The sequence below is a fragment of the Paraburkholderia guartelaensis genome (assembly GCF_004353905.1).
GTDB lineage: Bacteria > Pseudomonadota > Gammaproteobacteria > Burkholderiales > Burkholderiaceae > Paraburkholderia > Paraburkholderia guartelaensis.
This window is the reverse complement of record NZ_SMOD01000048.1, coordinates 1-21,303: the sequence shown is the minus strand read 5'-3', so window position 1 is coordinate 21,303 and position 21,303 is coordinate 1. Positions and strand designations below refer to the sequence as shown.

General features: G+C 61.0%; 17 protein-coding genes. 14 read left to right on the top strand and 3 right to left on the bottom strand.

The window, feature by feature from the left end; genetic code table 11:
- Positions 1-59: 59 nt before the first annotated feature.
- The 11 genes from E1N52_RS36835 to E1N52_RS36785 all read left to right on the top strand — a co-directional run bounded on the left by E1N52_RS36835 (position 60) and on the right by E1N52_RS36785 (position 14,300).
- The gene (locus tag E1N52_RS36835; protein ID WP_133189221.1) at positions 60-962 is read left to right on the top strand and encodes a VirB8 family type IV secretion system protein; all 903 of its coding nucleotides are present in this window, start codon (positions 60-62) and stop codon (positions 960-962) included.
- Positions 959-1,795 carry a TrbG/VirB9 family P-type conjugative transfer protein gene (locus E1N52_RS36830; RefSeq protein ID WP_133189219.1) on the top strand — a complete coding sequence of 279 codons (837 nt, stop codon included), beginning with the start codon at positions 959-961 and terminating at the stop codon, positions 1,793-1,795. The genes E1N52_RS36835 and E1N52_RS36830 overlap by 4 nt, the downstream gene beginning before the upstream one ends.
- A complete protein-coding gene (gene virB10, locus E1N52_RS36825) occupies positions 1,788-2,996 on the top strand; it encodes a type IV secretion system protein VirB10 (RefSeq protein ID WP_133189217.1) in 1,209 nt (402 codons plus the stop codon). Before E1N52_RS36830 ends, virB10 begins: the two co-directional genes overlap by 8 nt.
- 21 nt (positions 2,997-3,017) lie before the next feature.
- Positions 3,018-4,169, top strand: coding sequence for an ATPase, T2SS/T4P/T4SS family (locus E1N52_RS36820; RefSeq protein ID WP_133189215.1), 1,152 nt, complete (start codon positions 3,018-3,020; stop codon positions 4,167-4,169).
- Between the two features lie 97 nt (positions 4,170-4,266).
- Positions 4,267-6,588 carry a type IV secretory system conjugative DNA transfer family protein gene (locus E1N52_RS36815; protein WP_133189213.1) on the top strand — a complete coding sequence of 774 codons (2,322 nt, stop codon included), beginning with the start codon at positions 4,267-4,269 and terminating at the stop codon, positions 6,586-6,588.
- The gene (locus E1N52_RS36810; protein WP_133189211.1) at positions 6,581-9,184 is read left to right on the top strand and encodes a DUF5710 domain-containing protein; all 2,604 of its coding nucleotides are present in this window, start codon (positions 6,581-6,583) and stop codon (positions 9,182-9,184) included. The genes E1N52_RS36815 and E1N52_RS36810 overlap by 8 nt, the downstream gene beginning before the upstream one ends.
- Positions 9,185-9,225: 41 nt before the next feature.
- Positions 9,226-9,954 (top strand): StbB family protein, encoded by a 729-nt coding sequence (gene stbB, locus E1N52_RS36805; protein ID WP_246089382.1) that lies wholly within the window; start codon positions 9,226-9,228, stop codon positions 9,952-9,954.
- On the top strand, positions 9,951-10,442 hold the full coding sequence (locus E1N52_RS36800; RefSeq protein ID WP_133189209.1) for a hypothetical protein: 492 nt from the start codon (positions 9,951-9,953) through the stop codon (positions 10,440-10,442). The genes stbB and E1N52_RS36800 overlap by 4 nt, the downstream gene beginning before the upstream one ends.
- Before the next feature lie 39 nt (positions 10,443-10,481).
- Positions 10,482-10,817 (top strand): killer protein, encoded by a 336-nt coding sequence (locus E1N52_RS36795; RefSeq protein ID WP_246089381.1) that lies wholly within the window; start codon positions 10,482-10,484, stop codon positions 10,815-10,817.
- 62 nt (positions 10,818-10,879) lie between these two features.
- Positions 10,880-11,281, top strand: a complete 402-nt coding sequence (locus E1N52_RS36790) for a plasmid mobilization protein (protein ID WP_133189207.1) — start codon at positions 10,880-10,882, stop codon at positions 11,279-11,281.
- 1 nt (position 11,282) lies between these two features.
- Positions 11,283-14,300 carry an LPD7 domain-containing protein gene (locus E1N52_RS36785; RefSeq protein ID WP_246089380.1) on the top strand — a complete coding sequence of 1,006 codons (3,018 nt, stop codon included), beginning with the start codon at positions 11,283-11,285 and terminating at the stop codon, positions 14,298-14,300.
- A gap of 184 nt (positions 14,301-14,484) precedes the next feature.
- Here the strand turns inward: E1N52_RS36785 and E1N52_RS36780 are convergent, their stop codons facing one another.
- The 3 genes from E1N52_RS36780 to E1N52_RS36770 all read right to left on the bottom strand — a co-directional run bounded on the left by E1N52_RS36780 (position 14,485) and on the right by E1N52_RS36770 (position 17,860).
- On the bottom strand, positions 14,485-15,336 hold the full coding sequence (locus tag E1N52_RS36780; RefSeq protein WP_133189203.1) for a glycosyltransferase family 2 protein: 852 nt from the start codon (positions 15,334-15,336) through the stop codon (positions 14,485-14,487).
- 96 nt (positions 15,337-15,432) lie between these two features.
- On the bottom strand, positions 15,433-16,656 hold the full coding sequence (locus E1N52_RS36775; RefSeq protein ID WP_133189201.1) for a hypothetical protein: 1,224 nt from the start codon (positions 16,654-16,656) through the stop codon (positions 15,433-15,435).
- Positions 16,657-16,795: 139 nt separating this feature from the next.
- Positions 16,796-17,860, bottom strand: a complete 1,065-nt coding sequence (locus E1N52_RS36770) for a trypsin-like serine protease (protein ID WP_133189199.1) — start codon at positions 17,858-17,860, stop codon at positions 16,796-16,798.
- Between the two features lie 738 nt (positions 17,861-18,598).
- On the opposite strand from E1N52_RS36770, the gene E1N52_RS36765 reads away from it, so the two are divergent.
- From E1N52_RS36765 to E1N52_RS36755, 3 genes are all read left to right on the top strand, one after another.
- Positions 18,599-18,955 (top strand): hypothetical protein, encoded by a 357-nt coding sequence (locus tag E1N52_RS36765; RefSeq protein ID WP_133189197.1) that lies wholly within the window; start codon positions 18,599-18,601, stop codon positions 18,953-18,955.
- A 217-nt stretch (positions 18,956-19,172) separates the two neighbouring features.
- Positions 19,173-20,909: a hypothetical protein gene (locus tag E1N52_RS36760; RefSeq protein ID WP_133189195.1), complete on the top strand. Its 1,737-nt coding sequence runs from the start codon at positions 19,173-19,175 to the stop codon at positions 20,907-20,909.
- A gap of 189 nt (positions 20,910-21,098) precedes the next feature.
- The coding region (locus E1N52_RS36755; RefSeq protein WP_484217453.1) for a transposase at positions 21,099-21,303 on the top strand (205 nt) is incomplete at its 3' end.

Sequence of the window (21,303 nt, the reverse complement as noted above, 5' to 3'; positions counted from 1 at the left end):
CCAACGCAACCGGAGGGGCCGTGGATGCCCGTCAACCATACGACACAGGGGAGTGCGCCATGAAATGGATGTCGTGGAAGCCGGCGCGGGCGCAGGCTGAGCCAGTCGTGGCTGCCGTCGACGGCAATTGCGCGACCGCGCTGCAGCACATTGCGGCGAAACTCGCCGACGCCGATCCACGCGAGATGGCGCGGATGTATTTCAGGGAAGCGCTCTCGTTCGAGAAGTCCCGGCAGCAGCTGCAGGAAAACATGACCAAGATTGCATGGCGTGTTGCGGGCGGGGCCATGTTCGTCGCACTGATTTCTATTCTTGGCTCGTCAGCCTTAGTAGAACTAAAGAGACCGTCACCACCGGTGATTATCAAGGACAACACCGCGACCGGCGACGTGCAGGTGATTGATGTCGCGCACAGCGGATCCGTGACGTTCGGTGAACTCGAGGTGCGGGCAGCACTGCGCACGTATGTCAAGCTGCGTGAGAAGTACGACTGGTACACGATCCAGGATGCGTACGACACCGTGACGCTGATGAACTCGCCACGCGAGCAGGCGTTGTACGCGGCGCTCTACAACCGCAAGAACTCGCCGCAAAACGTGCTCACCGACAAATATCGCGTGATCGTGCGTCCGGGTGCAATTACGTTCGTCGGATCCACTGCACAGGTGTTCTTCTCGAAGACGATGATTTCTTTGTCGTCGCAGGGTGGCTCGACGCCAGCACCACCTAAAACCGAATACTGGGTCGCGACGATCACCTACGAGATAGGCGATCTGCCGACCCGCAGCGACGAACAGGAGCTCAATCCAACGGGCTTTCGTGTCACCAGCTACTCGGTCGACCGCGACTGGACGCGCAGCACCGCAGACGGCGCGACACCGATGCCGTCGGCGGCCACATCGTCCCAGTCGGCACCGTCGAGTATGTCGTTGAGCGCACCGGCCGGAGGGGCCAACCCATGACCATCCGGTTCCCGAAAGCGCTTGCTGCAGCGTCGATCGCTGCCGCGCTATTCGGTATGTCGCTACCGGCTGTCGCCGAAGTCGTGCCCGGTGCGTGCGGCAGTGACCGGCACATTGCGTGCGCCGTGTATGACCCGAATGAGACGTACCGGATCGCCTATCGCCCGGGCGAGGCGACTGTCCTCGTCTTCGAGAAAGGCGAAAAGATCGACGGCGGCGGCATGGGCGACGGCAAGGCATGGACGGCCGGCCCAGCCGGCAACGGTTTCTTCTTCAAGCCGAAGGCACCGCAGGCGGCAACCAACCTGATTCTGCTCACGAACAGACGTCGCTATGTGCTCAAGCTGGTCCCGGTCAGGAGGCACGAGGAAGCAGTCTGGTCGCTGACCTTCGATTATCCGGACACGCGTGCAAAGGCGTCGGCGGCGGCCGCGGTGCGCTCGGCCGAAGCGCAGGCACTACTGGCGGAAACCGTCAGCACGCCTGGCGTGGGCAACTTCAATTACGACATGCATGGTGACACGACACTCGCGCCAACGGCGCTGTGGGATGACGGCCGCTTTACCTACTTCGAGTTCAGTACGAGCCGCGACCTGCCACAGATCTATCGCGTGTACGGGGACGGCAAGGAAGCGCTCGTCAATCCTGATGACGTGCGCGGCCCCGTGCTGGTGGTGCACGACACGGCGCAGCGCTTCAACCTGCGCGTCGGGGACGCCGTGCTCGGCATCCGCAACAATGCATACCGGCCAGACGGCCAGCTGAACCCGACGGGCACGACGATTCCGGGCACGGTGAGGCTCGTGAGGCAAAAGGAGGCGGCCGGTGAGTGACGATATCAATCTGAACGGTCCGAACCTGGCGAACCCGACACCGGTCGAGCCCGCCGGCATAGGCGAGCGCGGGGTGCCGGGTGTTGGCCGCACGAGGCGCAAGAGCCCGTTCCGGATGCTACCGATCGTCATTGGGATGGTGCTGATCCTGCTGTTCGGTGCGATCGCAGTGGGTGTCGCGATCAAACGGTGGTCGGCGCAGCATCACGCAGAGTCCGAGGCGGCAAGGGCGGAAGCGGCAAAGGACAAGCCGTCAGATGACCGGCACGACTTTGCGCGCGACAAGGCAAAGATCGAAAAGCAGCGGGCAGAGGAAGCGGCGATGGCGTCGGAAGCGGCTGCAGCTAGCGCGGCGCTTGCTACACCTGCGCATGCGAACGTAGCCAGTGCAGTGAATGGAAACGGCGCCGCTGCAGCGACGGCGGCCAGCGCGGTCGAGACGCCGGCGCAACGCAAGCTCGATGGCGACGTGCTGCTCACATCAAAGGATGAGAGGACGACTGACGCGGCAGCCCCTGGTGGCACGCCCGGGTTGACCGGTTCGCATGCCGGATTCGCGAAGGATGGACTGGACAGCAAGCTGCAGCCATCGAAGCTGGAAACGGTTAAGGCGGAACTGATGCCGTCGCGAGACTTCCTGCTGATTGCGGGGACGACGATCCCGTGCGTGCAGGGTGCGGAGATCGTGACCGACTACCCGGGCATGACCACCTGCCACGTGGCGAAAGATGTGTACTCGGCGAACGGCAAGGTGCTGCTGGTCGAGCGTGGCTCCGAGGTCGTGGGCGAGCAGCGGCAGGCGCTGATGCAGGGTCAGGCGCGGATCTTCGTGATCTGGACGCGGCTGACGACGCCTGACGGCGTAAAGGTGCAACTCGATTCGCCGGCGGCCGATGCGCTCGGCGGCAGTGGCCTGCCGGCCTACGTCGACAACCACTTCTGGACGCGGTTTGGCGGCGCCATGATGGTCAGCCTGATCAGCGATGCCGGTCAGGCGCTGTCGACACTGGCCGCGAACTCGGGCAGTAGCGGCATCCAGTTTAACAACACCACGAATGCCGGTGGTGAGGTAGCGGCCGAAGCACTGCGCAACACCATCAACGTACCGCCGACCGCGTATTCGCAGTACGGGTCGATGACGACAATCTTCGTTGCGCGCGATGTGGACTTCTCCGACGTGTACGAACTGGCGACGCCTTGATTCATTTAATTCGAGGTGCTTATGAGTATGCAATACGACGACAGTCTTACGGTACGCAGTCACCTCAAGACACTCGGCATCGCCGCAATGCTGGCGATGCCCGGCGTCACCGAGTTTGCGATTAACCGGCCTTATGAAGGCTGGACCGAAACGCTCGACGGCTGGCAGCGCCATGATCTTCCGAATGCGTCGCTGGAAATGCTGAACCAGTTCGCACCGGCGCTGGCCATCTACAACAAGGCGAAGCCGCCGCTATCGGCGGCCGAGCCGGAAAAGCCGGTGCGCCTGCCCGACGGCGAGCGCGGCCAGATCGTGATTCCACCGGCGTGCGAGCCGGGCACTGTGTCGCTGACAATTCGCGTGCCGAATACAACGCGCCTTTCGGTACAGCAGTGGTCGGACGCCGGACGGTTCGCCAGGTTCCGTGATGTGGTCCGGGGCGCACCCGGCGGTAGTAGCGCAATGACGCCGGGCGAGATCGATGCTGCGGCGGCACGGGCAGGCTCAGAGGGCATGGACGTCAGTCGTGCCACTGCGGTGTTCAATCCGTCCCGGGCGCTGGGCGCCAATGGCCTGGCGCGCTTCCAGCATGAGATGCTCGACGCGCTCGCGCAGCGCGATGTCGTGCGGTTTCTGAAGCTGGCCATCCTGAACCGGCTGAACATCGTGCTCGTGGGCGGCACGGGCTCCGGCAAGACCACGCTGATGAAGGCGCTGGCCGACCTGATCCCCATCATTCCGCGCGAGGCGCGTCTGGCGACGATCGAGGATACCCACGAGCTGCCGTTGCCACTGCATCGAAATCACGTTCACCTCTTCTACAGCGAGGCGATTCCAGCGCGACGCCTGGTGAAGGCGACGTTGCGCATGAAGTTCGATCGCGTGCTGCTTGCGGAGTTGCGCGGCGACGAAACCTGGGACTACCTGACGCTGCTCAACACCGGACACCAGGGCGGGTTGACGACGGTGCACGCGAACGACTCGATCGCGACACTCACGCGCATCGCCACGCTGGTCAAGCAAAGCCCGGTCGGCCAGACGCTCCCGTTCGATTACCTGATGCGCGAGATTCGCACGACGGTCGACGTGGTGCTGTTCATGGAGAACCGCGATCTGACGGAAATCTGGTTCGATCCGGCGACGAAAAACAGGCTGCTGCGAGGTGATGCATGAGAGCGCGACCGAACGATTCCGCCATTGGTGACAGTGGCAGGCAAACCGGCCGGGAACCCCAGGAGCGGCAGACGCACGCGGCAGTGGGAACGTCAGCATGAAAGCCCGTCTCCTTGTTGGCGGCCTGCTTGGCCTTGTGTCCGGCGCAGTCGTGTTCGCCGTCGGCCGTCTGCTTCATCTCGACGCAATCAGCGATCCTGTCGAAATGGGGGCCGTGATTGCTCTTGTCGTCGTGACGTGCGCGTTGTGGGGCGTGTGTGCGAGCGCCGTGCTGCTAAAAACCGCGACGCTTGCCGACCGGATCATCGCGGCCGGTCTGCTCGCACTGGTGGTTCTGATCGGTCTCGCTGCGGCCGGCCAGTACGTCGGCGCGATGCTGTTTGCGAAGCTGGAAAAGTTGCCGGACTCCGCAATCGGGCTGTGGACGCTGCACGACTACTGGCGCGCCTTTGGCGACGTGAAGGCGGTGAAACGCTCGCTGCAAATGGCGACAGCGGCATCGGTCATCGTACCGCTTGTGCCGGTAGCGGCGATCGTCGCGGCGCTGGTCATGAAGCCGAAGCGCGAGCTGCATGGCGATGCCCGCTTCGCCTACAGCTACGAGGTTCGGCGGTACGGCCTGCTCGATGAGGCTAACGGGCGCAGTCGAAACAGGGGCGGCCGCAAGGGCGATCACCGCGACCCGTCGATCATCGTCGGGCGCTACAAGGGCAAGTACCTGACGTTTCGCGGAACGGAGTTCGTGATGGTTGCTGCGCGAACGCGTTCACGCAAAGGTGCAGCCATTGTGATCCCGAATCTGCTCACCTTTCCGGATTCGGTGGTCGTACTCGATGTGAAGGGAGAGAACTACGACCTGACGTCGCGGTACCGGCAGGCCTGCGGCCAGCAGGTGTTTCGCTGGGCGCCATTTGATCAGACTGGCTACACGCACCGCTGGAATCCGCTTTTCAGGATTGCGAAGAGTGCATCCTTCGTGCGGGTCGGTCGCCTGCAGGCGATTGCAGCGCGCCTGTATCACACGACCGACGGTCGCAACAAGTTCTTCTATGAGCAGGCGAGTGACCTGTTCATGGGCCTCGCGCTCTACCTGATGGAGATGACGGGTGAGTGTACGTTCGGACAGGTGTTGCGGCTCGCGAGCACGCCCGACAGGAAAGTGCGTGAGCACCTGTCGGACCTGATGCAGCACGAGCCGCAGAAGGGGGTGCCGCTGTCGGGCGACTGCCTGGGCGCGCTCTCGCGCGTGCTGGCCTCGCCCGACGAGACGATGCTGAACATTGTTGCGACGTTTAACGCCGGTCTGCGCCTGTTCAGTAACCCGATCGTCGACCAGGCGACGAGCGCATGCGACTTCGAGCTCGACCGCGTGCGGCGCGAGCTGATGTCGATCTACGTTGTGCTGCCGGTGCGTGAGCTTGCCGTCGCGAGCCTGCTCGGCAACCTGTTCTACACGCAGTGGATCGAGGACAACCTCGACGTGCTGCCGGGCGACGATCCGGCCATCAAATATCAGTGTCTTGGCGTGGGGGACGAATTTACTGCGCTCGGTCGCATCGAGGTACTCGACAAGGGCAACGCGTTCATCGCGGGCTACTGGATTCGCCTGCTCACGATCCTGCAGTCGAAGGCGCAGCTGGAGCCGAACGATCTGTACGGGCCGGCCGGGGCGCGCACGCTGATCACCAACCACGCAGTGCTGGTGGCGTATGCGCCTGGCAACCAGCAGGATGCAAAGGAACTGTCCGAGACGCTGGGCACGTTCACCGAGAAGGCAACCTCGAAAAGCCGTAATCACGGCCGCAACACGTCGACCGGCACGAACACGTCAGATCAGGGCCGCGCGTTGATGCTCGATCAGGAACTGAAGCGCATGGAGCAGGACCAGGAAATCGTGCTTGGTTTCCAGCGTCCGATCCTGTGCGAGAAGGCGACCTATTACGAGGATGACCTGTTCATCGACCGCATGCGCTCGGTCAGTCCGATGCTCGCTGCAATCAACAAGCGCCTGCCCACCGAAGACGAAATCAAGGCGGCCTGGCGTGCCGGTGAGCTGCGCGCGAACGGTATCCCGACGCACAGCCCCGAGACGTATCACGCGGCGCTGTCGGCGAGGGCCGCTGGCGAGATCCGTCTTGCACGTCAGGCCGGTGCGAAGCCGTTGACCGCGGCCGAGCTTCTCGCGCTCGACCAGCGCACACCCGGGCCACTCGCGACCGGCATGGCGCTCGCAGGCTTCGAGGCTGACCTGGCCGAGCTCGGCGTCGTGATGCGCGCGGACGTGCGCGAAATGCTCGGGGGTATCCGCATCGATTTCAACGTGGCAGGCGGGGATGACGCTGTCCAGGACGGGATTGAACCGGCGCTCGCGTCTGTCGCGCCGGCGGACAACGAGGCAAAGGAGGTATTAAATGGCTGACCCGAAAAGGCCGAAAGGCAAACGGACGTATCTGGACGTCCCGTTCAGGGAGAAGGACGCGGCGCACGATCTGGGCGCCAGGTTCGACCGGCGATCGAAAAAATGGTACGTGCCGGGTGGCACTGACGTTGGGCCGTTTGCGCGGTGGATTCCAGCGCATGAGCCGCAGACAGCGCAGGACGGCCGGCCGGCACGTCAACCAGTACGCGGGCAGCAGCAGACGCTGTTCGGCAGTGAAGCCGACATCGAGCGGGAAGCCGTACGGCTGAGCGAGCTAATGGGTCAACCGCTCGATGAGTCCCACGCCTTCGTGCGGGACTCCCTTCAGGCCGCCGCGGAAAAGGCGGGGCTGGAGGCACGGGACCGCTTGCGCGCGCAGGGTGCCTCCGCGTTCGAGATGATTGACGGAGTGCGGGACGCCAGTGTCCAGGCGCGGCACCAGTATTTCGCCGACCGGCAACATCTGTATGTGCAGGGCGCGCGCGTTGGCCGGCACGCTGCTCAGCCGAAGCTGGACGACGCGGCGCTCGGCCGGCGCTTTCGTGAAATGATCCAGTCGATTACGACGGCGATCACGCTGCGAGGCAACGAGGTCAACCATACGCTCGCGCTTGAGCAGCGGCTGGAGTCGATCCATCGTGAAGCGTGGCGCATGTCCGGCAACGCTGTCGATGGCGAGCGCGCGATTGGCGAGCAGATCCGCAACCGCACTGGCTTTGCGGCCGGGACCCTGCCGCCACGGGCAGCCGCAGCGCTGGCCAAACTTCGCGATGAAGCGGGCTTGAGTCCGATGGAAATCGACGAGCGCACGCCTGCGCGCGACGTGACGGATTCCGACCCGGTGGACGACGCGCCTCCGGTTGACGGGGCAAGCGTCGCGCCGCAACACCGGCATCGCCATCGCGAGCCAGAGCGCAACGACGGCATTGCCACCTTCGCTGACATCGCCGAAGCGCTCGAACCTGTGGCCACGATGCCTGCGACCGGTCGTGAGCACGAGGACAGAACGGACTGGTCGATGGTGGCGAAAGACCTGGCCGACTTTCGCGAGCTGACAGGGCGCATCAGCGAGGAGTTCGGGAAAGGCAAGATCGCGCCCGAAGTTGCCGCCGCACTCGATCAAGAGCTTGCGTTTCTGTCGCCGGCCGCCCGCGAGCCGTTCGTGACCCACGTGCGTGAAGCACTCGACAGGCAGGTCGATGCATCACCGGCGCAATCTCCAGCCTCGCAGGCGCAGCCGGACGTCAAGACGGATGGCTATGCGGTGACCTTTGCCGACGTCGGCGATGCAGCGGCAATCGACGACGCAATGCGGCTGCGTGGCATCACGGGAAACGCCGTGCCCGGCAACGAGGACGTCGCTCGCCCGACTGTCAACGCGGCGGCGGCTAACGAACCTGTCGTTCAGCCCGGCCGCGCTGCGAACGATACGTCGATGGACGCACCGGCGGTGTCGGGCATGATCGACACGCAGATCCAGCGCACGCAGACGTCCGCACAGAATGAAACGGACGCAAAAAATCCGGCGAACGAACCCGAGCGTCCGGTGTTCGATTCCGTGTCGACGCAGGATCTGGAGCGCGTGCGAACGGTGCGCGACGGCGAGCGGGCGGCCGCCGAGCGGTTGCTGCGCGAACAGGGCAAGCCGATGCCAGGGCAGCACGCGGGCGACGCCGGTGCAGCGGCAGACGCGCACGAGGCTGGCGTTGCCGGTGTCGCCGACAGCCGCGACAACCAGATCGGCGTCGATCCTGCCTCACGCAAGCCGGTCGTGACGAAAGACGGCTACGACGTGCCCGCTCACGTCGCCTCGCGCTACCTGGTGAAGGATGGGCGGTTCTGGAAGCTCGAAGGCATGGAAGATAAGCCGGGCGCGCAGCGGGCTCCAGGAGCGACCACTCAGCCGCACTTCGAGGACGTGGGGACACGCCTGAACTCCCGGCAGAACGATCGCGCAACGATTGCCGACATGGTGGCGGTGGCGAAGGCCAAGAACTGGGATTCAATCGTCGTGCGCGGCAGCGAAACGTTCTGCCGCAACGCGTGGATCGAAGCGTCCCTCGCGGATGTGGACGTAAAGGGCTTCAAGCCGGCCGAAAGCGACGAGGCATTGCTTGAGGCCGCGAAGCGTGAACGTGCGGCACTAACGATCAAGGCCGGAACGTCACCCTCGCCGGATGTCGCGCAGAAGGCGAACCCGGCGACGGAGAATCCAGCGGCCGCGCCGTCGAAGGCACTGCGCGCTGCGCGTTTCTCGCCTGCAGCGGACATGGCGGCACCCCCCACGCCTGAAGCACCCAAAACCGTCGCGCAGTTGCGCGAAGTCCTTGAAAAGTCACTTGAGCGGGCACCCGCGCGCATGCGTGCCGAGGTGATTCGCCGGTTCGACGCTCGCATGCAGGCGGGCACGGAGATCGAGGCCCGGATTGCACGCGGCGAACTGGGTCGTGACGCCGGCCCGGCCGAGGTCGACAGGCGCGCGGCCGAGCTGCATGCGGCGTGGACGGCGCCGAAGGCCGCGCCTGCATCGGGCCCGTCGAACAGCCGGCTGCCCGCGCAAGCGCAGACAGGCGGCCTGGCGCCGAAGGTGATGTAAGTGGCGAAACTCCCAATATTGATGAGGATTTCGAAATGAGTATGGCTATCGTGAACTGCTCGGGCAACGTCGGCAAGACTACCGTGACCCGCGAACTGCTCGCGCCAAGGCTGCCGTCCATGTCGGTACGCCAGATTGAGTCAATCAATACGGATGACTCGGCCGGCCCGAAGGTCGAGGTGATGATTGCCGCGCGCTTTGATGAACTGCATGACGACCTGATGCGCGGCCGTGATCTGCTGGTCGATATCGGTGCATCGAACGTCGAGGAGTATCTCAAGCGCCTCGATGGTGCCGAAGGGGCACAGGAGGATTACGCGTGCTTCATTGTGCCGGTCGAACCGGAGAGCAAGCAGATGAAGGACACCATCAAGACGATCGACATGCTCGCGGATCTCGGTGTCGAGCCTGGGCGCATCCGTGTGCTGCTCAACAAGGTCGATCTGGTCAGGAGCGAGGAACGCGAGCTGACGCTGCGCCGGCACTTCGGGCAACTGTTCGAACTGCATGAGCGTAAGCGGACTTTCGAACTGAATCAGGATGCGCTGATCCCAAGGAACGACGTGTTTACGCTTGCGGCGGCCGCCGGTCGCACGATCCACGATATCGCGACCGACGGGATGGACTACAAGGCGCAGCTGGTCGACGCTGCCAGCGCTCCGGAGAAGGACCGTCTCGTGAGGCTGGTTGGCCTCAAGCGCAAGGCGCTGTCGATCCAGCCGTTGATGGATCAGGCGTTTACCGCACTGATGGCAGGGGTCGATGCATGAACGAGCCGACGCCGCAGCCGGATCACGCCGGGCGTGCGTCTGAGCGCCTGGGCCAGGTGATCGCCACGATGCCGGCGTCGAACGAGCTGGCCGTGCTCGCGGAGATCCTGATCGAGCAGATGAAGGTCGTGGATGCACAACACCATGTTGTCGCGCTAATGGAGTCCACCGACCAGAAACTGACCGCGACGGTGCAGGCGCTGCGCGAGGAGAACACGCAACTGACGAAGCTGCTCACGCAATCGCGCCAGGCGTTCATCGGCGAGGTGGCCGCGAAGGCGGCTGACCAGGCGCGACGTGCGGCAACCGCGGATGTCGTGGACGAACTGGCGCGGCTGCGGGCTGCCGTTGAATCGCGTGGTCGCGTCGTACCCACGAATCCGGCAGTTGCAGCAACCGGTTCGCTCGTCGCCTTCATGGGCATTGCGTTCTGCGCGGGCGCCGCGCTCATCTGGGTCGTTGCCCGTCTGGCACACACGCTCACGTAGCCGAAAACCACCGCATCTCCTGGAGGGGAACGTTAGATCATGAACGCAATGAAACGACGGTCGATTGCGGCCGCGCTGTGCAGCGCGGCACTGGCCTGTGCGCTCGCCACGCCGCGGGCGCACGCCGATGATAACCAGGACGCGTGTGGCGCGGTGCTCTGTCTCGCCGGGTTGATCATGGGTGGCAATGGCGGCAAAACGTGCGCCGAATACGAGACGGGCTACTTTTCCATCGTCCGTTTTCATCACGGTCACTTCGATGAGGGCGGCACGGCCAACGCGCGAGGCGATTTCCTGAACCAGTGCCAGTCAGCCGGGAGTGACGTGAAGGGGCCAGTCAATTCGCAATACGGGCGAACCCAGTACGGCCCCTGACTGTTGCACGCCGGTGGCGGCAGTTCGCTGCCCGATGTCTCTCTGGTAACGGAAAACATGCGATGAGCGCAGACGATCTCAATGTTGTGGCGCAAGCCAGGCGCCGTGGTCGCAAAAAAGCGCAAAAGGCGCTCGGCAGGCCGGTCAGCACGCGGCTCACCGAAGAACAGTGGCAGGTCTTCAATGAAAAGGTCGAACGCTCCGGCATGAGTCCGTCTGTTTTTTTGCGCGAATGCATCCTGACGAACCGCACGCAGATCGTCGCGCGCCCACCCGCGACCATTGAGCGGCAACGAATCATGTACGTGATCAACAAGACTGGCAACAACCTCAACCAGCTTGTGCACGTGGCGAACACGGCGCGCGTGGCTGGTCGGCTATCCGAATCCACGTTTGTCGCCCTGGTCGACGAGCTGGAGTTGATCACGCAACTGCTGAAGGCCCATCTCCATCGTGTTGATTAGAGTGGACGGCCGTCACGACGGCGTGAAGCAGTACCTCGAGGAAGGCCGCAAGGTTGGCCGCGACCTGGATCGCGACGACCTTGATGAACGTGTGGTGCTCGCCGGTGATCTCGACCTGACCGACGCAGTGATCCAGTCGATCAATGCCGCACCCGGTGTCGAACGTTACCTGTCCATCACGCTCTCCTTCAAGGAGGATCACGTCGCCCGGGAAACGATGTTTCAGATCGTGCGGGAGTTCGAGGCGTTCGCGCTGCACGCCTACCGCCCGGACGAATACAGCTTCTATGCCGAGGCACACCTGCCCCGGATCAAGAGCTATGTGGACCAGCGCACTGGCGAACTGGTTGAGCGCAAGCCGCACATCCATATCGTCATTCCGCGCTGGAACCTGCTGGCTGAAAGGCACCTGGAACCGCTCGGCTACGTGCGCTCCAACCTGAGCTTCATCGACGCGTTCCAGGAGCATGTAAACGCCCAGTATGGCCTTGCGAGTCCGAAAGACAACCGGCGCACGCTGCTGACCGACGCATCGGAAATGATCAGCCGCTACCGTGGCGACCTGTTCCGTGCCAACAGTCGCGAGCTGAAGGAACAGATTCTTGACGCGGTGCTGGATCGCCAGATAGAGACCCATGCGGATTTCATGGCGCTGCTGCACGAGCACGGTGCCGTGCGCATGCGCAATGCCGGTCTCGACAGCGCCTACCTGAATGTGAAGCCGGCTGGCGCCGCCAAGGGGGTGAACCTCAAGGAATATGTATTCACGCCTGAATTCATCGCACTGCCGACCGCCGAAAAGCTGCAGGCGCTGTCGGCAGATGCGGCCGACCGTTATGAGGCTGGCGTTGCGCCCAGACGCACACCAGCGCACATAGCGGCCGTGCTGGATGAGTGGTACACCACCCGCGCGCGCGAAGTGAAGTATCTCAACAGCGGCAGCCGTCAGTACCAGCGTTATCAGGAATCCTCTCCCCACGACCGCGAGCTGATGCTTGTGGATCTTGAACGCGGCTTTTACGCACAACATCTGAAGGCACATCATGAACGAGCAGACGACTCCCTCCCAAGCCTCGGAGGACATCTTCACAGAAGCGGACGCGCATTTGAATTCGGCGCCCAGCCGCCCGACTCAGTCGACGGGCCAGGCGGGCGCGAAACAGAACTCGACACGTCCGAACCCTTCGACGATGGATACGGCGGGCTCGATGCCGAGTTTGACCTTATCCCAGGTGGGGCGTACCCGGCGCCCGAACCCTTCAACGCTGTGCGAAACGTGCCCGGCCGCCCTGTGGACGGCATCGGACATCGATCTGCAGTGCTATTGCCGCATCATGCGTTTCACCAGCTGGAGCCAGACGGCGCCGTATCCGCGCACGGCCTGCGACGGGCTACAGATCGCGATGGAGAGCCTGCAGCGCAACGAGTAGGGCACGCAGCTCCCCCAGTCGGGCTGGACGCGTACCACCGTGCGCTTGAGAGGCACTATGCGTTCGGCGATCCGTTCGACACCCTGCCAGTGATGCGGAAGCATCCGGCATGGACACCATCCGGCACGTCGCCGCCAGGCTGGTTTTCCGGCAACCGGCGAGACGCGTTTCCAGACCGGTTCGACTCGATCGACGCGTCGTTCGAGTTCGAGGCAAGCCTGCCAATGCTGCGGACGCCGCACGCATTCGCGGTTGATGTTCCACCGTACCGGTCGCGCCGCTCTCGCGCCGACGACGCCACGTATGCCACACCGCGACACACTGGCCGCGTCTCGGACAGTGTGGTCTCGCAACTCGCGCGCGAGCTTCGGCAGCGCGATGAGTCAGGTAGTCAGCACGCTGAGTTTCGTGAGATTCGCCAGGGTCTCGATGCCAGTCGCCTGCTTGCCGAACTGTCGCACACGCACGGCGTGCGGCCCGCGAAATATGCGGTCACGACGGGCCGCGACGGCGCCGATCGCATCCGCGCGGGCTCGCGCAACCTCAACGTGTCGGACTTCCTGACTAAAGAACTGAATCTGTCGTGGCGTGAAGCCGCACCATTGCTACGCGCAGTGTATGAGCGACAGCAGGCCGGTGAGCCGGTTCCGGATCCGCGCGAGCTGCCACGCGCGGCACTTTGGCGCGAATACTCGGTCGCGCGCGAAGCGCATGTCTTGGCCCGAAGCGACGCGTGGCTCACACAGCGCGCAAATGAACAGTGGCGCCGCGCTGAGATCCGCGCAGCGTTCGACGCCAGGCGCGCGGAAATCCGGCAGGATGTGCGGCTCACACCGGTTGGCCGACGAGCGGCGACGTCACTCGCACGCGCCGGGCAACTGGGCCGCGACGACGCGCTGCGGGAGTCGATCGCACGCGAGCGGGCGGCACTCAAGGAAAAATTCGGAGCCGCAGGCGGCCCGAGCTTTTCCGGCTGGCTGCGCACACGGGCGGAGCAGGGCGATGAGCGCGCGCTCGAGGAGTTGCAACGCACTGCGGGCCCGGAGCGTGTATCGGGTGCGGTCGAGGTCAATGCCGACCTCAGCGGCGAAGCCTTCAATGTGATCCGGCCGAACACGCCGCGGCGTCACGCACAGGACGAATACAACGCGATCATTTTCCGCTCGCCTGGTCTGTCCTGGTCGGTCAACGAGCGTGGCCACGTCACCTATCGGTATGATGGCCGCGACATTGTTCGTGATCGTGGCACCAGTGTTCAGGTGCTGCAGGCGGAGCGGTCCGCCATCGAAACCGGGCTGCGGCTTGCGCAGAGCAAGTTCGGTCGCACGCTCGAACTGACTGGCGAAGACGCACACCAGTTGGCGGCCGCGAGGGTGGCCGTGGATGCCGGGCTACGCGTGCAGTTCAGCGACGAGCGACTGAACCGGGCGATGGATCATTATCGCCACGCGCGCGTCGACCAGCAGGTGCAGCACATGCTCGCGACGCCTGGTGCCCGCCCACCCGCCGATCCACTGCCACAGCCGCAGCCCGATCGACTGGCACAGGATTGGCCGAAGCCCTCCGACGACGGCAAGCCGACCCTCTGATGCTCGAACGGCCACAACCCGTTTGCCCAAACGCCGTTCTGAGTGTGCGACGCCGTTGTTAAGGGGTCCCTTTGCGTTTCGTGCATTTTTCTGGTTACAGCGACTCAAGCCTGGCGAGCCTTTTCCTTGCGGCCCTATCACATGCTGGCTACGTCGACGTGGCATCCACACCCGAATCGTTGTTCTAGCCTGCCGCGACGAGCAAGCCGATAACGCCAAGCAGAACCACGACGAGCACGCCATATCCGGCGTGCAGATAGCGGGCCTGCCGCTTGTAGCGCGTGGCGTGCATGGGTGCGAAGTCTTTCATGCGCTTGTCGAATATGCTGATCGGGTTCGCATTGTGATCGGCATACCGTTCGCGGTTGCGCTCGTAAATGAGGCGTTGCGACTCCTCGACCTTGCCCTGTTCCACCAGTTCGGTCGAGCGCGAGCTTTTCGTGATGCGGTGGAGGTAAAGCGGCTCCCGGATGTACTGCACATGCGCATCCGGGCCGAGCAGGCGCACATAGAATTCCCAGTACTCGAACCCATGCACCATTTCCGGCGCATAGCCACCCGCGCGCTGAAACGCCTCGCGGCGGTACATGGTCGTGTTGACGATCAGGTTTTGCCAGAGGAGCTTTTCGTAGCTGTACTCCGGCGACCGCCAGACCTTGCGCTTTTCACCGAAGCTCTGCGTACCGGTATGCACAAGCACGGTATTGGGGAACGCCTCGAAACACTCGACGGCGCGCTTGAGGTAGTCAGGGTGGATTTTGTCGTTACCATCGAGCGGCACAAAGAGCGAGCCTCTCGCCTGGAAGAAACCGAAGTTGCGCGCCGCCGCGACGCCGCCGTTTTCCTTGGTCAATGCCAGGATGCGGCTGTCTTTCTGCGCGTAGGCGTCGACGATGGCCCTGGAGCCGTCGGTCGAGCTGTCATTCACGACGATGCACTCCCAGTCGGTGTATGACTGCGCGAGCAAGGAATCAAGGGCCTCAGCGATGAACGCCTCCTGATCGAAGCAGGGGACAACGATGGAAACGGTAGGCATGGCGAAGTGTGGTGGGTTTGCAGGCCGAATGGCGCGCGAAAGCAGCACCGTAGCATCTCGAGTGAAATATCAGAGCATGCTGCGGCGAAGCAACGTTCATTCGGCCTTTGCTGTCTTGCATGCTTCAGTACCAGCCTTCTGTAGATCCGGGTACGGCTGCGGCTGGCCGGCGAGTGTGGCATCGAGATTCGCTTGTTTTTCCTTCGTAATCAGGATGGCGAGATCGGTATTCGCAACCTGAGGTGTTGCGCAATCCTTGTAAAGGGCAGCTTGCGCTGTGGCTACACTGGCTTGGTCGGTCAATACCAGGCCTGCTGCTTTCGCCGTTGCCTGGGCATCTACGGAAGGCATACCACCATAGGGAATGCCATTAGTGATGGCGGTAGCCAGCTGAGTTTGTGCTTGTTGATTGAATGCCCCGTTTAGCGCCTGCAGATATATGTTCGGATCTTTTGCCTCTGAAAGAACCACGCTAAGGATAATGGGATAGACGCGGATAGAATTCCCTTTCGGATAGGCACCTGCCAACGATTGGAAGCTGGCGTCTGTAAAGCTTTTCTCGATTGCCGTTGCATCAAATGAGGGGAGTGCTGACCACGCAAGCGAGCTAGAAAGTGACCAGGTAGTATTCGTTAGCTGCGGGCTTGGCGCTATCGCCGGGAATACGACGCCAAACTTGGCAGCTGTAGTTGAGGACCCGGCTGTTGCACCCAGGAGCGAAATCGTCACCGTCAGCAGTCGACGACTGCAATCTTGCCCATTCTCCTGCGAGCAACTATCACCAGTTAAGAGGCTATGTGGGTAGAACATAGCGACTGGCTCCAACGCCACAATGTTGCTGGCTCCAGGAGAACTTCTTATTGCAAGTTCGACATAGAATTCCGGTAACGCGAGATGTGATTTGATATCGTTCCCAGTCGCCAGAAGCGGATCCAACGCGTAGTTTGGTGCCCCACCGCTATCAGACGCAATGAACAATGGCTCGCGCACAGGTAAGATATCAAATTCCGGAGTTGCCTGGTCTGCGGTTTTGCATCGGGGTACCGAAGCACTGAAATTGGGATCGTCGCACCAACTCTTTCCTCCACCGGGAGCGGCATATGCGACGATAAAGCAGCCCGGCGCTGTTACTGTGGCTTTTGTATTAAGGGTATAAAAGTTGCGATTCTCCGAGTTGCTGACAGAGAATCCCCCAGCATCTGCCTGCGCGGCTTTATTCAATGCAGCGAAGGGGACTGCCAGTGCCGCGTTGATTAAGTCACCACCAAGTGCGGCGAGTATCGCCGGCGCCGCTGCAAACTTCGGCGCTGCACCACCCACGGCGGCCTCACTGGGGCACCTGTCCATGGGCCATATGTAGACAACCCTCGGGTCTGCCTTTTTAGGCCCGCTTGCGCAGCCAGCAAGCACTGCGCACGTGAAGAATATGACGGCCATTATTGTCTTCATAGCCTTTCTCTCAGTTCGTAAATTGTTTTAACCAGCTCACTACCGCCGGGGTAATCTCCTCGTATACCCCGCCTCCACCAGCACATTGATTGTTGATCGCTGGAACTCCCGATGCGGAACGGGACACGATCGCACTGATGCGATTTGGTTGACTTAAAGGACCGGTCAATAAGCCCGCTCCACTGTCACCCGAGCAGATGTCTGCGATTGCGCCTCCATTGGCAGACGCCAAGCGAGTGGGGTGTCCCAGTAGTTCACTCTGGCCGCAACCTGCCTGTGTACCTGTCGGCGGTACGCATGGCGCGGCAATCACGGTACCTTGCCATTTCGCTTCGGATGACGCCGGGAAGACGGTGCCATAACTAACCATCGTGAACTGTGGGCCGTCACCGGCACTCCATCCCAATTGATAGAGGGGATAACTTCCTGGATTCAATTCGTCACTTCCGGTCAAGACCGCGATGTCTCCGCCCAACTTATCTAGAGCGGCCACTTGCTGCGGTCCGGTGAGACTCATGAAACTCGCGCAATCAAGCGGTTTGAACTGATGTGATGCAGTCACGTTTCCAACGACAGTCGGCGACGCACCTGTCTCAATCTGCGCTGGCAAACCGATGCAGCTACAGTGGTTGGCGGTTAATACCGCATGATGGCCAATCAACGTACCGGTACACCAGGCGCCAGAAGGCGCGACAATTTTTACGACAGTAGGGTAGTCCTGATCGGTGTCAACTGACAGATCCGGATTGATCATTTCCGGCTTGTAGATGAGTTCCTTTAGGACCTGCGGGTTCTTGATCGCAGCCGAGAATCGCGTCTGACTCACTTCGGCTTTCGTAAGTGTATTGAGAGATTTGTTCTCTTTCAGGTGCTGATACGCCGCCATGACTGCGTCGAGATAGGCGGGAGTCCCCGGGGTAGCAAACTTCTTGGCAACGGCGAGCGCTTGCGCTTTCGCTTCGCTGGGCGTAGTCGGGAGATTAGTAAGGGGAGGGGCGATTGCATCACTCATTGCGATGCCAGGCACTAGTGCCAGCATCAATGCAGTGACGGCGAGATAGTTGAGTATTTTCATGATCCGAAGCGCCAGTATTGGAGGGGCTTGCCCTTGCTTCGTTGTTGAAGCGTCGGAGTCTACTAATAGGAAAGCTAGCGGATAATGCCGGAGGCGATAGAGAAAGCACAATGGTTATGTTGTGTAGCGCACAGTTTATCGATTAAAGCCATCTCGATTTTCGTAGTCTTTCGAAGCGCTTGCGCTTGGCAGGAATGAATACAAACGACTATATATATCCGGCATCCGCTGTACCGATGAGTTGATGCCTCGCATCAAGCTCACAGTTGATTCGACTGAGAAATTGCTGCGTATGCGAAGTGACAAGCTGACATATTCCTTGATGCCGAGAATGCTGAAGACGGCCAGCACTAGCAGGTATGTGCGAGTCAGCTAATCGTCTTTTCTCCAGAGATATTAAAGCTTATGTTAAATTGATCTGGAATCTTAGTTAGACCAAAAATCACGGATAGATGTAAGCCGCAGTGAACGTGTCACTGCCGCTGTTCCGGAAGCACACGGTACTGAGAGATCGCGGCGACACTTTCGTTTTCACTGGGAACGCAATGAATGAACAATTTCACATCAGCGCCGTCAGATACAACGAACCCGCAGGCGGCCTGTCTGACTCGACCGCTTCGCCATAAACCGATCGGCAAAGGGGAGGGAGGTCAGATACTCCGCGGATGCCACTGAACTGCAGCGATCGTCCGTCCGACACGCTGAGGCATCACTGCCTAGTCGTAGAAGCATTCGCTCTTGGATGGCATGGCGGTCTTGCCGTCGCTTCGCCTGCGTCATCGAACGGATCGGGAGGATTCTAAAAGTAAGGATGCCTTATTTACTGAAGGCATCTACACGCCACCGGCTATTTTCACCAGAGCCGTCTCGATGTCGGCGATCACCTCGACCCTGACGGACGTCTATGGCAACGATGCGATCAGCTTCGTCGCCTCGGGCCTGGGAGGAGCGCAGAACCTGAATGCGGTCACGCTCCTGGACCGATCGACAAAACTCGGGATCGCACGGAAACTTATGGCCAATGCCGACGGCACCCTGAGCGCAAAGGAAAATGTAATCGTCACCTTCATCCCGTACGGGGCCATAACCCGATAGCCACCGTTAGTGGCCAAGGCACGTTCGTGCTCGCGCACTGGCCATCGACACCATGCCTGCCGCTCAGGAAATCGGGAGTGAGAGCCCTTGCTTGTGTGGGAAAGCGCACAAAGCTACCGGGAAATCATGTCCCCATTTGACTGGACCTACTATTGTTTTGCCATAGATCCCATGTCGCATCCTCATGTCACTCCACTATCGGAGGATGAAACAGCAAATGAACGCATTTTTCCGCGATTTGCTTTCTCCCTGTGGGTGGCTGCTTGCGAGCGCGACATTCCTTGGCGTCTTCTTCAACATGATGGGCCCGGTCCGGTACTATCGATACGGCTGGTTCGCCAAGCGCAAGGACATTATGGGTGGTCTGGATCAACATGCGCGCCATGAGTATTTCAAGCGCTTTGGTTTCGACGAGCCCTTTGGTTTCGACAAGCCCTTCAACGCTGGCTCAGATATGAACGCAGCATTTATGCGTTTTTACGAGAAATGGTACGGTCGAAAATTTTTTATCGGACCGATGATCATCCACTGTTTTGTCACGCTAATCTTTGTGTTCCTGGTTTTTATTTCCGTGCTCAGTGAGCCTGGCGAACTCAATCGGGAGACCGGAATCCACAATCCGTTCTTTCAGTTGCCATTCACCGCTATTGCTGCGGCGACGGGTGCCTACATGTGGGTGACGAATGACTTCATCTCGCGTGCCCGACGCCTTGACTTCGCGCCTGCAGATGTTGCATGGGGTACCTTGCGGCTGCTCGTCGCGATCCCAATGGGCTATGCCTTCGCCTCGCTCTTTACCGACAGGATTAGCCCCTTCATCGCCTTCACCTTGGGTGCCTTTCCGTTGTCAGCCCTGATCTCCTTCATGCAGCGCCGATTCGAAAAGCAGCTTGACGTCGCGCAAGAATCTGATGAAGCGGCAGACTCCATTTCCAAACTCGAGGGCGTGGACAGAGAGATCCGCGAACGACTCAGAAAGGAGGACATTACCACCGTGACTCAAATTGCGTACTGCGATCCGATTCGTCTCGCGATGCGTTCGAACCTGAGCTTCATTTTTATTTCTGATATCGCCGGACAGGCCATTGCGTGGCTATATCTACGGGACCAGCTGGCGCTGATCAAACCATTCGGCCTCAGGGGTGCCTGTGAGATTCGATGGTATCTCAAGCACTACGACCTTCCAGATACTAACCTGTCGGTCGCGCAGGAGCTCGATCGCAAGCGCGCACGCGAAGCGTTACCAGCCATCGCCAAGACGCTGAAGCAGGATGACTCGACCGTACTGAATTGCTTCAAACAGATTGCGTATGATCCATTTACCACGTTCTATGTCGAAACCTGGATCGACCCTGGTCAGCCACGTATTGGTCTTCTGAGATATGGCGCCCTTGACAATCCGTACGACTCAAGCTTTCAGGAATTTGCAGTCGGTACCGTCACAGAGAACGTTTTCACTCCGTTCCCTGTGGAGTTGGCCCGATGTTCTCACGCACGCGCCGGTGGCCCCGTATTGGCTCCAGTTGAAAAGGGCGGCGCGATGATTCCCGCTACAATCGTATTGCTAAAACGCGACGTCAATGCAAGGCAGGTGGTAAAAATGCTCTTTGAGCAGGAAACCCAAGTACTGCGTGAGCATCCACAGGTTGGCATCATGTCCGTTAAAGACGTTACCGTCCAGGAGCTTGTCAATTTCCACGGGATCCCGCTGGTGTTTTACGTGACATTTGACGGCGCGGTTGAACCACTGAATCTCGATCAACTGGCAGCCCGAGCCATTGCTAGTGCGAAACACCTCAAAACGGGGAACCGGGATGGTATCAGCTATCTGATAGAACTCACGAAAAAGGGCATCAAGACGCCGCTTATCAACGGCTACCGGGACGCAATCCTGAAGCAGACAGGCTGCAAGACCCTCGAAGAAGCGCTCGCATTCTCCCGGAAAGCGGCGTAGAGATTTCACACGCCGCTTACGGATCTGAGTTCGTCGGCATCAACGAACCGTGAAAATTTCGTTCGTTCGCGGCCACCATCCTGTCAGACAAACGTCGCTTAGCAGGCCGCTGAAATACCGCTTAAACACGTCATCGCGCAGAGCTCGTGAGGCGTTGATAGATGGACCACTACTTGTCCCCTGGAGATCATGCGCGGCGCCGACACATTCACCGAGAGTCTGTTTTCCATGCGCAAGCTGGACGACTTCGTCCCCAAGTCGCATCCGTTGCGTTCGATCCGCGTGATGGCGAATGAAGCGCTGGCGAAGATGGATCGACAGTTCGCCCAGATGTACGAAGCGGACATAAAGGGCGGGCGGCCGAGCATCGCGCCAGAGAAGTTGCTGCGAGCCA

Excerpts from the sequence above, each read along its gene's own strand:
- E1N52_RS36810 (WP_133189211.1), top strand. The coding sequence starts at position 6,581 with ATGGCTGACCCGAAAAGGCCGAAAGGCAAACGGACGTATCTGGACGTC.
- E1N52_RS36835 (WP_133189221.1), top strand. The coding sequence starts at position 60 with ATGAAATGGATGTCGTGGAAGCCGGCGCGGGCGCAGGCTGAGCCAGTC.
- E1N52_RS36760 (WP_133189195.1), top strand. The coding sequence starts at position 19,173 with ATGAACGCATTTTTCCGCGATTTGCTTTCTCCCTGTGGGTGGCTGCTT.
- E1N52_RS36830 (WP_133189219.1), top strand. The coding sequence starts at position 959 with ATGACCATCCGGTTCCCGAAAGCGCTTGCTGCAGCGTCGATCGCTGCC.
- E1N52_RS36790 (WP_133189207.1), top strand. The coding sequence starts at position 10,880 with ATGAGCGCAGACGATCTCAATGTTGTGGCGCAAGCCAGGCGCCGTGGT.
- E1N52_RS36820 (WP_133189215.1), top strand. The coding sequence starts at position 3,018 with ATGAGTATGCAATACGACGACAGTCTTACGGTACGCAGTCACCTCAAG.
- E1N52_RS36815 (WP_133189213.1), top strand. The coding sequence starts at position 4,267 with ATGAAAGCCCGTCTCCTTGTTGGCGGCCTGCTTGGCCTTGTGTCCGGC.
- stbB (WP_246089382.1), top strand. The coding sequence starts at position 9,226 with ATGGCTATCGTGAACTGCTCGGGCAACGTCGGCAAGACTACCGTGACC.
- E1N52_RS36770 (WP_133189199.1), bottom strand. The coding sequence starts at position 17,860 with ATGAAAATACTCAACTATCTCGCCGTCACTGCATTGATGCTGGCACTA.
- E1N52_RS36795 (WP_246089381.1), top strand. The coding sequence starts at position 10,482 with ATGAACGCAATGAAACGACGGTCGATTGCGGCCGCGCTGTGCAGCGCG.
- E1N52_RS36780 (WP_133189203.1), bottom strand. The coding sequence starts at position 15,336 with ATGCCTACCGTTTCCATCGTTGTCCCCTGCTTCGATCAGGAGGCGTTC.
- E1N52_RS36800 (WP_133189209.1), top strand. The coding sequence starts at position 9,951 with ATGAACGAGCCGACGCCGCAGCCGGATCACGCCGGGCGTGCGTCTGAG.